We start from the raw sequence: 11448 nt of genomic DNA on the forward strand, positions 1-11448 counted from the left end.
AAAAAGTGAAATTTTCACTTTTTATTTCTAATGTTATTTAATTTTATATCCTTTAAAGGCAAAGAAAAAGATATAAATATAACATATTAAAGGAATTATGTAAGAAAACAACAAACTAATATTATCAGCTACTAAACTTTGCACCTGTGGAATAATAGCACCGCCAACAATAGCCATACTGATAAATCCAGAAGCTTGACTTGTAAATTTGCCTAAATTTTTTGTTGCCAAAGAAAAAATTGATGGAAACATAATAGAATTAAAAAGCCCTATAGCTAATAAACTCACCATAGCAATTTTCCCACCAAACAAAATAGCTAATATAATCAAACAAATACTAACAATAGCATTAAATGCTAGACATTTATTTGGGGCAATTTTAGTCATAATAAAACTTCCAACAAATCTTCCTATCATAATTCCACCCCAGTAAAATGCTACATACTCTGCACCGATTTTTCCTTCTATTCCTGCATAATTACTCATAGTTGAAATTAAAAATGAACCTATAGCAACTTCAGCCCCAACATAGAAAAATATAGCTATTGCACCTAAAACAAAGTGAGAGTATTGAAATAAACTTGCTTTTCCATCATGATTTTCATCACTGATTTTTTCAGTCTTTTCTCTCACATCTGGAAGCTTTAAAAGATACATCACAACCGCTAAAATAATTAAAGCTCCTGCAATTGATAAGTAAGGCATTTGAACTGATTGAGCTTCTTCCATTTTGTTTGCATACTTTGTAGTATCTGAAAGTATAAAAGCCGCACCAAAAAGTGGTCCTAAAGTTGTTCCTAAAGAATTAAAGGCTTGAACTAAAGTTAAAGCTGTAGATTCTTTACCAGGCGCAAGTAAAGTTACAAATGGATTTCCTGTTGTTTGAAGCAAGACAATTCCACTTGCTAAAATAAAAAGAGCGCCTAAAAATATAGGGTAAGAAGCCATAGAAGCTGCGGGATAAAAAAGAACGCAGCCTATTGCTGTTAATATAAAACCTAAAATAATCCCTGTAGGATAACCTACCTTTTCTAAGAGTTTTCCAAAAAATCCGCCTGTTATAAAATAGGCACTAAAAAAACAAAACTGCACTAAAGTCGCTTCAAAATAATTGAGCTCAAAAATATCCTTTAAGTGCGGAACTAAAATATCTTTCAAGACCGTAATAAAACCTATCACAAAAAATAAAGCCGTTAAGGCAACTAAAGCAAAATAATTAGTTTTAGTTTGCATATTTTTTCCTTCTAAATTGAATTAAAATTTTTATAAATTTGTATTAGATGTTTTGTAGAACTATCATGTTCTTGGATTTTTCCACCTTGAAGCTCTGATAAAATGGTTTTAACAAGTTCTTTGCCAAGTTCAACTCCCCATTGATCAAAACTATTAATGCCCCAAATCACACCTTGAACAAAAATTTTATGCTCATATAAAGCAACCAAAGAACCTATGCTTTTAGGATTGATTTCATTGAGTAAAATAATATTACTAGGTCTATTACCTGAAAAAACTCTATGAGGCGCAAGTTTATGAATTTGCTCTTCGCTAAATCCCTTACTAGACATTTCTTTTTGAACTTCTTCAAGAGTTTTTCCTTTCATAAAAGCTTCAGCTTGTGCAAAAACATTACTGAGTAAAATTTCATGATGCCCTGGTAAGCTTCCTTTTTTACTTAAGGATGCGATCAAATCAATAGGACTTAAATGCGTTCCTTGATGTAAAAGTTGAAAAAAAGCATGTTGAGCATTAATACCTGTATCACCCCAAATAATAGGACCTGTATCATAATCAACTTTTTTACCATCTTTTCTAACCTGCTTACCATTGCTTTCCATGTCTAATTGTTGTATAAATTTAGGAAGATATTTTAACACAGAATCATAAGGAGCTATGATATGGCTACCTGCATCAAAGAAATTGATATACCAAACCCCAATTAAACCTAGAATAACAGGCATATTTTTCTCAAATGGTTCATTATAGAAATGCTCATCCATCAAATATGCCCCTTCTAATAAAGAAGAGAAATTTTCCTTACCCAAATAAATCATAATAGCCAAGCCTATAGCAGACCAAAGACTATAACGTCCGCCGACCCAATTCCAAAATTCAAACATATTATTTGAATCAATACCAAATTCTTTTACCGCTTCTTTATTGGTTGAAACAGCCACAAAATGTTTTGCTATGTGCTTTTCATCTAAGGCATGATTTAAAAACCATTTTCTAGCTGTAAATGCATTAGTTAAAGTTTCTTGAGTTGAAAAGGTTTTAGAAGCTACTATAAATAAAGTTGTTTCGGGATGAACTTGATCTAAAACACCTTGCAATTGCGCTCCATCAACATTGGAAACAAAATGCATGTGTAATCTTGGATGTCCAAAATTTTTTAAAGCTTCACAAACCATCAAAGCTCCTAAATCAGATCCACCTATACCTATATTTACAACATCTGTAATCACTTGATTTGTATAACCAAGCCAAGCACCAGAACGCAAAGAATCTGAAAAATTTTGCATCTTTGTTAAAACTTCTCTAACATTAGGCATGATATCCATATCATCAATCACAATAGGATGATTACCTTTATTTCTTAAAGCAGTATGCAAAACCGCTCTATTTTCAGTTGTATTGATCTTTTCACCTTTAAACATAGCCACCATTTTTTCTTTTAAAGAACATTCATTAGCTAAGTTAAACAATAATTTTAAAGTTTCATTATTAATGCGATTTTTTGAATAATCAAGCTTTAAATCACCAGTCTCAAGAAAGTATCTTGTTCCCCTATTTTGATCTTCTTTAAATAGATCTCTCATGTGCACATCTTTTATATTTAAAAAGTGATTGTGCAACTCCTTATAAGAATTTAAATGCGTTAAAGATTTCATTTTTCACCTTTCACTTCTTTTAAGATATAATCTTTTAAATGATTTTCTAAAGCGACTGCTGCACCACTAATGCCTGGATATTTTGCTAAAACTACATAAACAGGAATAGCAGCCAAATAAGCATCAAACCTTCCTTTATTTTCAAAACGTATTCTAAAAGGCGATGTTTTAAAATAATCAATAAATCTAGGAATAATTCCTCCACAAAGATAAACTCCACCCCTAGCTCCCAAAGTTAAAGCTAAATTTGAAGAAACTGTGCCTAACATTGCACAAAATATATCTAAGGTTAAACGACATAAAGGGGATTTGCCACTTAAAGCTTGCTCGCTAATCAACTCTGGAGTCATTTTAGAATGCTTTATGCCTTCCCTACTAGCTAAAGCTTCATATATAAGTACTAAACCCGCTCCACTTAAAAAACGCTCAGCCGATACATGGCCATACTTTTTCTTTGCATACTGCCAAATCATTATTTCCGTATCATCAAAAGGTGCAAAGCTAACATGTCCGCCTTCCCCAGCTAAAGCTGTATATCCGCATTCATTACAAGGAATTAAGCCACTTACTCCAAGCCCTGTTCCAGGACCTAAGACAGCTTTTGGCGCATATACTTCACAAGAAGTTCCACCCACTTGCATCAACTCAGAAAGTGGCATTTTGGTTATAGCATAAGCTTGAGCTGTGAAATCATTGATAAGTATCAAAGACTCTAAATTTAAAGCTTGTCTTGTGGTTTCAATTGAAAAAGCCCAATGGTGGTTTGTCATTTGAACCCAATCGCCCAAAACAGGATTGGCAATAGCAAAAGCACCAAATCGAACTACTGGATTACCAACTTTACTTAAATAAGTTTTCGCTGCATCAACAACAGTATTATAATCATGACAAGCTAAAACTTCAACATTATCGATTTTACCCGGCATAGTTTCTAATGCAAATCGAGCATTAGTGCCACCAATATCAGCTAAAAGCCTTGGATATGATTTTTTATTTTGAGAAGTAGACATCACACATCACCTTTTCTGAATGAAGTATATAAGATATAGGAAATTTAGGATTTAAACCTTTAGCAGCTTCATTAAAAACAAGTTGTTTTTCTTTTGTAGCTATAGATAAAAACAATTTATTGCATTTCTCCAATGCTGATAAAGACATGGAAAGTCTTTTATATGGAGCATTTTTTGGGGTTGTTAAAACAATGCTTTTTTGAGTCGTTAAAGCAAAATCAAATTCATCTGCTTCAGGAAATAAAGAAGCCGTATGACCATCTCCACCCATACCCAAAATAGCAATATCAGGCTGATTGTAAATTTTATTTGCATTTTCAACTAAATCCTCTAAAGAAAGTTTGCAATCTTCAAAAAAGGGATTAAAATGCGCTTTTTGGGCTAAATTCTTTAAAAAATGCATTTTGATCAGCCTCGCATTACTATCTTCATGATTAAGATCAACTATTCTCTCATCAACTAAGGAAACATTACATTTATCCCAAGCACAATCTTTTTTGCTTAACATTTCTAAAAATAAAACCGGAGACTTTCCTCCAGAAAAAGCTAAATTTACATTTTGTTTAGCTGATAAAATTTGCTCAATAGATAAAGTAACAGCCTCAACTAAAGCCTTATTACAAGACTCTAAATCTGAAAATTCATGCATTTTAAATGCCATTTTTTCCTCCAATTTTACTGCTTTACAAATTTGCTTAAATAAAGTGTAACAGAGTTTTGCTTATATTCATCAAAATAAACAAAAATTACTGAAAAATTTAAGCAAATTTGTTTCTAAATTACTCAAGTTTGCTTTTAATAAATTAGACATTGTGCCATTCATGCTGATCTTTTTGAATCAAATCAAATGATTCTTTAGGTCCCCAACTTCCTGCAAAATAAGAATATAAAGGTGTTTTCTTATTTTTCCAATTTTCCAAAATAGGATCTACCCAAGCCCAAGCAGCCTCTAATTCTTCTTTATGATTAAAAGAAGCTTGATTGCCTTCTATAACATCTAAGATCAATCTTTCATATGGTTGCATGACTGAAGCACTGTTTAAATTTAAAATCAAATTATTTTCCTCATAATCCATTGTTTTACCAATTTTTTTTACTTTTAAATTTAAAGAAATTTGATTTTCTGGCTGCAAACGTATTATAAGTTTATTAGGATGGGTATTTTGATCTTGCTGATCTTTAAAACAAATAACAATTTGAGCAAAAGAATTAGCCATCCTTTTACCTGTTCTAATGTAAAATGGAACATTTTTCCAATTTTCATCCAAAAGCTCCGCTTTTATAGCAACAAAAGTTTCTGTTTGGCTATTTTCTTTAACATTATCTTCGTCTAAATAAGCTTTGAATTCTCCTGATTGATTGTATTGAGCTCTAATGACATTTGATTTTATATCTTCATCGCTTAAAGGTTTTAAACTCTTTAAAAGTTGCAATTTCGCACTTCTTATAGAATCAGCATCAAGAGTATTTGGAATTTTCATAGCCACTAAAGAAAGAATTTGCAAAATATGATTTTGAATCATATCTCTTAAAGCTCCTGTACTATCATAAAATTCTCCTCGACTTTCTACACCTAAGGTTTCAAAAACACTGATCTCGACATAATCAATATAATCTTTTTTCCATAAAGAAGTAAAAATAGGATTAAATCTTCTTAAAATCAAAAGATTTTGTATGCTTTCTTTTCCTAGATAATGATCAATTCTATAAATTTGTTTTTCATTATAGTATTGTGCTATTTCATTATTTATAGCTTGACAAGATTTTAAATCCATTCCCAAAGGTTTTTCTAAAATAATTTTAACCCTACCATCATTTAAACCAACTGATGCTAAATTTTTACACGCTTTAATAAAAAACTCTGGAGAAATTGAAAAATAAATAACTATATTTTTACTTTCACTACTTATTTTTTCTTTCAAAAGTTCAAAATCTTTTGTTTCATTTAAATTTATACTTAAATAATCAATATTGTGTGTAAATTCTTCCCATTTTTTATCATCACAATTTTTTACATGTATTTTTGACTTATGATTCATCTTATCCTTGAATTCATCAACATTTAGCATACTTCTACCCGTTGCGATCATTTTTCCAACATGAGGCAAAAATCCATCCACATAAGCTTGATAAAGAGAAGGGAAAATCTTTCTCATCGCCAAATCTCCGGTCGCTCCAAATAAAATAAAATCAAAACTTTGCATTTTTTCTCCTTTTATAAAATTAAATTAATACCAAAACTTTATTTTTAATTACTAAAAGTATATTTTAGAATTTTTATCTAAAATTATGGCATAATTAAACATAAAAAATGCTACAATAAAAAAAATAAATTTTAAATAAAGGATAAACATGGCATTAAATAAAATTAAACAAATCACTCAAAAAGTGAAAGAACGTAGCGAAAAGACACGCGAGGAATATTTAGAACGTATTCAAGCACACAAAGGCAAAATTCAAAGAAAAGATCTTGGATGTGCGAATCTAGCTCATGCTTATGCTAGCATACCAGAACATATTAAAGAAAGAATCAAAGAAAACAAAGATTCGAATTTTGCCATAGTTTCAGCTTATAATGATATGCTCTCAGCGCACCAGCCCTTTAAAAATTATCCTGATATCATAAAGCAAGAACTTTTTAAAAATCATGCATTTGGACAGTTTGCTGGCGGAACTCCTGCTATGTGCGATGGGATCACTCAAGGTTACGATGGAATGGAGCTTAGTTTATTCTCAAGAGATGTTATAGCCATGAGTGTAGCCGTAGCACTTTCTCATAATGTTTTTGATGGAGCTTTTTACTTAGGAGTTTGTGATAAAATAGTTCCAGGGCTTTTGATTGGAGCTTTAAGCTTTGGTCATTTACCAAGTATTTTTGTCCCTTCTGGCCCTATGACGAGCGGAATTTCCAATGATGAAAAATCAAAAACCAGACAACTTTTTGCTGAAGGTAAAATTTCACGCGATAAACTCTTAGAAAGCGAAATGAAATCTTATCATGATATAGGAACTTGTACTTTTTACGGAACAGCTAATTCAAATCAAATGATGATGGAATTTATGGGACTACATTTACCAAATTCTGCTTTTATAAATCCAAACACATCTTTAAGAGAAGCTTTAGTTAGAGAAGCTGCAAGCCATATGACTCAAAATAAAATTTTACCTATAGGGGAATTACTCGATGAAAGAAATATCATCAATGCTATGATAGGACTTATGGCCACAGGCGGTTCTACAAATCATACTATTCATTTAGTTGCTATAGCTCGTGCAGCAGGTATAATCATCAATTGGGATGATTTTGACGCTATTTCAAGCATTACTCCACTTTTAGCGAGAGTATATCCTAATGGAAAAGCTGATGTTAATCAATTTGAAGCTGCTGGAGGCTTAGCTTTTGTTATCAATGAACTCTTAAAAGAAGGTTTATTGCATGATGATGCCAATACAGTAATGGGGCAAGGAATGCAAGCTTATACCAAAAATCCTTTCTTGATTGATGGAAAAATCGTCTATAAAGATGGTGTAAAAACAAGCAAAGAAGAAAATATCCTAAGAAATATAGAAAATCCATTCTCTCAAAATGGTGGTGTTAAAATTTTAAAAGGAAATATAGGAAGAGCTGTTATTAAAATTTCAGCTGTTAAAGAAGAACATCAAGTTATCAAAGCTCCTGCCATGGTATTTCACTCTCAACAAGAATTTTTAAATAAATTTCAAAATAAAGAATTGCAAAAGGATTTTATAGCGGTCTTACCTTATCAAGGGCCAAGATCTAATGGTATGCCAGAACTTCATAAACTCACTCCACCTTTAGGAATTTTACAAGATCAAGGTTTTAAAGTCGCACTTGTTACTGATGGAAGAATGTCGGGAGCTTCTGGTAAAGTTCCAGCAGCAATCCATATGAGTCCTGAAGCTTTACTTGATGGAGATATTGCTAAAATTAAAGACGGAGATATGTTATTACTTGATGCAAAAAATGGCATACTTGAAATTCTTATTGATGAAAAAGAATGGAAAGAAAGAAAAATACCTAAATTAGAAAAGAAAGAAATTTTTGGTTGCGGAAGAGAACTTTTCGCTGGATTTAGAACTCAAACCTCAAGTGCTGAAACAGGCGCAATGAGTTTTGGTGGATATTTTAAATAAGGAGATACAATGCAAACAAAAGAAATCTTAGAAGTAAGTAAAATCATTCCAGTTATAACAATTTATGATTTAAAAACAAGTGTGAATTTGGCAAAAGCTTTGATTGATGGAGGGATTAAAATTTTAGAAATCACTTTACGTACTCAAGAAGCTATTGAAGCCATAAAACTTATATCAAAAGAAATTCCAGAAGCTGTTGTAGGCGCTGGAACAGTATTAAACGCTAAAATGCTAGAAGAAGTAAAAAATGCAGGAGCTAAATTTGCTATAAGCCCAGGATTAAATACCATACTTGCTAAAGAAGCAAAAAATGTCGATTTGCCTTTAATTCCAGGTATTGCAACCGCTGGAGAATTAATGCTTGCTCTTGAATTTGGATTTAAAAATTTAAAATTTTTCCCTGCTCAAGCTGCAGGAGGTGTTAATATGTTAAAATCTTTTTCTGCTCCATTTCAAGAAGTTAAATTTTGCCCTACTGGCGGTATTAGTCTTGATAATATGAATGATTATTTAAAATTGGATAACGTTCTTTGCGTTGGAGGATCTTGGCTAACTCCTAAAGAATTGATCTTGGATAAAAAATGGGATCAAATCACTCAGATCGCTAAACAAAGTTTAGGACAAATTTTATAAATGGATTTCAAATGCAAAAATTAAATCAAAATCTTAAAAAAATATACAAAGAAGAGTCTTTAGCCCACCAAGAACAAAGATATTTAAAAGCTTTAGAAACTTTTAAAAAACTTTATCCTAAGCATAGTAATTTTAGCTTTTACTCTTCTCCAGGTAGAACAGAAATAGGAGGAAACCATACCGATCATCAACATGGTATGGTTTTAGCAGCTGCTGTAAATTTAGATATTATTGCAGTGGTTGCTCCTAACAATAGTGATAGCATTTGCATTAATTCTGAAGGTTTTAATTTAAAAGAAATTAAATTAAATGATCTCGCATTTAATCCAAATGAAATTGGAAGTTCAGAAGCTTTGATAAAAGGAATTTGTTCTAAATTTAAAGACTTAAACTACAATATAAAAGGTTTTGATGCCTATATCACTTCAGATGTTTTAAAAGGTTCAGGTCTTTCTTCTTCGGCTGCTTTTGAAAATCTGATTGGCACAATTTTAAATTATGAATTTAACAATGCTGATATTTCAGCAACTCAAATAGCACTGATAAGCCAATACGCAGAAAATGTTTATTTTGGAAAAGCATGTGGCCTAATGGATCAAATGGCTAGTGCTATAGGAGGATTTTCTTTTATGGATTTTAAGGAACCTCAAAAACCTATTGTTGAAAAGATAAATTTTGATTTTTCAGATTGCAATTATCTTTTATGTATTGTCAATACCAAAGGAGATCATGTAGATTTAACTTCGGATTACACCGCAATCACTGAAGAAATGCAACTTGTTGCAAAGGCTTTTGGTAAAAAAGTTTTAAGAGAAGTAGATGAAAAAGATTTTTTTGATAATATCGCTTCATTAAGAAAACAAATTCATGATAGAGCTATTTTACGTGCTATACATTTTTTTAAAGATAATCAAAACGCATTTAAAGAAGCTCAGGCTCTAAAAAACAATGATTTTGAAACTTTTAAAAATCTTATTAAAGATTCAGGAAACTCATCGTTTAAGTTTTTACAAAACATTTTTTCTTTATCTAAACCTTTAGAGCAAAATTTAGCTTTAGCTTTAGCTTTAAGTGAAAAAATTTTAAAAGATGAAGGTGTAAGTAGAGTTCATGGCGGAGGTTTTGCGGGAACCATTCAAGCTTATGTTCCTCTTAAACTTGTTCAAGAATATGAAGAAAGTATGAAAAAGATTTTTGGTCAAGATTCTTGCCATATGTTAAATATAAGAAATATAGGTGCGACAAAATTATGATTTACGCTCTTATTGATCAATTGATTTTATATGCTTTAGAAAAAAAACTCATCAAACAAGAAGATAAAATTTTTCACATAAATGGTTTAATTGATCTTTTTAAATTACAAGAATACAAGCAAGGAAAAAAAATTTCCAAAATGACACTTAATGAAATTTTAAATGCTTTGCTAGATTATGCTTGTAAAAATCAACTTTGTGAAAATGATAATGTAGCGAGATCTTTATTTGGTGTTAAAATCATAGGACTTTTAACACCAAAACCTAGTGAATTAATTTCTCAATTTAAGCAATATTATCGAAAAAATCCAAAAGCGGCTAGCGATTTTTTTTATCAATTTAATCAAGATTGCAATTATATCAATAACGATCAAATTAAAAAAGATATAAAATGGAAAACTCAAAGCAGTTACGGAAAGTTAGAGATTACAATAAATCTTTCAAAGCCAGAAAAAGATCCAAAAGCTATTGCTAAAGCCAAAGAAAATAAAAACACTTATTATCCTCAATGTCTTTTATGTAAGGAAAATGAATATTATGCAGGAAATTATCACCATCCTGCTAGACAAAATTTAAGAATTTTGCCCATAAAACTTGCCAATGAAAATTGGTTTTTTCAATACTCACCTTATGTTTATTACAAAGAACATTGTATCATCCTTAATCAAAAACACACTCCAATGAAAATCTGTAAAAAAACTTTTGAAAGATTATTTGATTTTTTAAAAATATTTCCTCATTATTTTATAGGATCAAATGCCGATTTACCTATAGTTGGAGGCTCTATTTTAAGTCATGATCATTTTCAAGGAGGCAGTCATACCTTTGCTCTTAATAATGCAAAAATAGAAAAAAAATACAAAATTAAAAATTTTGAAAATATAGATTTTGGTATTGTTAAATGGCCATTATCTGTTATAAGAATTTCAAGTAAAGACGATAAAAAATTAATAGAATTTGCGGATTTCATCCTAAAAAAATGGAAAAATTATAATGATAAAAACGTCAATATCCTAGCAAAAACTCAAAATACACATCACAATACTATAACGCCTATTGCAAGAATGAAAAATTCTAAATTTGAACTTGATCTAGTTTTAAGAAACAATAGAACAGATGAAAAATATCCATTTGGCATTTTTCATCCACATGAACACCTGCACAATATAAAAAAAGAAAATATAGGACTTATAGAAGTTATGGGACTTGCTATTTTACCTCCTAGACTTAAAGAAGAATTGGAACTTTTAAGTGATTATATCCTTAATAATAAAAATATAAATACTAACGAAAAGATTAAAAAACATACACAATGGGTTGAAAATTTCCTACCTAAATATAAAGATATTAATGGTAAAAACATAGAAAAAATTTTACAAAAAGAAATATCTAAAACATTTTTAGAGGTATTAAAAAATTGCGGAGTGTTTAAACGTAATAAAAAAGGAATGCAAGCTTTTGAAAAATTTGTAAATACTTTAAATAAATGAAAAAATTTAATATTATTAT

General features: G+C 30.5%; 9 protein-coding genes. 4 read left to right on the plus strand and 5 right to left on the minus strand.

All coding sequences use genetic code 11. The features are described 5' to 3' along the window. Nucleotides 1–33: 33 nt before the first annotated feature. From H2280_RS07575 to zwf, 5 genes are all read right to left on the minus strand, one after another. Nucleotides 34–1233 (minus strand): sugar MFS transporter, encoded by a 1200-nt coding sequence (locus tag H2280_RS07575; RefSeq protein WP_337216140.1) that lies wholly within the window; start codon nt 1231–1233, stop codon nt 34–36. A gap of 11 nt (nt 1234–1244) precedes the next feature. Then, nucleotides 1245–2888, minus strand: a complete 1644-nt coding sequence (gene pgi, locus H2280_RS07580; RefSeq protein WP_337216141.1) for a glucose-6-phosphate isomerase — start codon at nt 2886–2888, stop codon at nt 1245–1247. Continuing rightward, the gene (locus H2280_RS07585) at nt 2885–3898 is read right to left on the minus strand and encodes a glucokinase (protein ID WP_137624515.1); all 1014 of its coding nucleotides are present in this window, start codon (nt 3896–3898) and stop codon (nt 2885–2887) included. Before H2280_RS07585 ends, pgi begins: the two co-directional genes overlap by 4 nt. Next, nucleotides 3879–4559: a 6-phosphogluconolactonase gene (pgl, locus tag H2280_RS07590; protein WP_337216142.1), complete on the minus strand. Its 681-nt coding sequence runs from the start codon at nt 4557–4559 to the stop codon at nt 3879–3881. The genes H2280_RS07585 and pgl overlap by 20 nt, the downstream gene beginning before the upstream one ends. 142 nt (nt 4560–4701) lie before the next feature. Then, nucleotides 4702–6102, minus strand: a complete 1401-nt coding sequence (zwf, locus tag H2280_RS07595) for a glucose-6-phosphate dehydrogenase (protein WP_337216143.1) — start codon at nt 6100–6102, stop codon at nt 4702–4704. A 148-nt stretch (nt 6103–6250) separates the two neighbouring features. Here zwf and edd point away from each other — a divergent pair, with 148 nt between their 5' ends. The 4 genes from edd to H2280_RS07615 are packed head-to-tail and all read left to right on the plus strand — an operon-like array spanning nt 6251 to nt 11429. After that, on the plus strand, nt 6251–8053 hold the full coding sequence (gene edd / locus H2280_RS07600; RefSeq protein WP_337216144.1) for a phosphogluconate dehydratase: 1803 nt from the start codon (nt 6251–6253) through the stop codon (nt 8051–8053). A gap of 9 nt (nt 8054–8062) precedes the next feature. Continuing rightward, the gene (locus H2280_RS07605) at nt 8063–8686 is read left to right on the plus strand and encodes a bifunctional 4-hydroxy-2-oxoglutarate aldolase/2-dehydro-3-deoxy-phosphogluconate aldolase (protein ID WP_137624511.1); all 624 of its coding nucleotides are present in this window, start codon (nt 8063–8065) and stop codon (nt 8684–8686) included. An 11-nt stretch (nt 8687–8697) separates the two neighbouring features. Beyond that, a complete protein-coding gene (locus tag H2280_RS07610; RefSeq protein ID WP_137624510.1) occupies nt 8698–9939 on the plus strand; it encodes a galactokinase in 1242 nt (413 codons plus the stop codon). Beyond that, a complete protein-coding gene (locus H2280_RS07615) occupies nt 9936–11429 on the plus strand; it encodes a UDP-glucose--hexose-1-phosphate uridylyltransferase (RefSeq protein WP_337216145.1) in 1494 nt (497 codons plus the stop codon). The genes H2280_RS07610 and H2280_RS07615 overlap by 4 nt, the downstream gene beginning before the upstream one ends. Nucleotides 11430–11448: the final 19 nt, after the last annotated feature.

Origin of the sequence: Campylobacter sp. 2457A (assembly GCF_020135895.1) — a bacterium.
Classification (GTDB): Bacteria; Campylobacterota; Campylobacteria; order Campylobacterales; family Campylobacteraceae; genus Campylobacter_D; species Campylobacter_D taeniopygiae.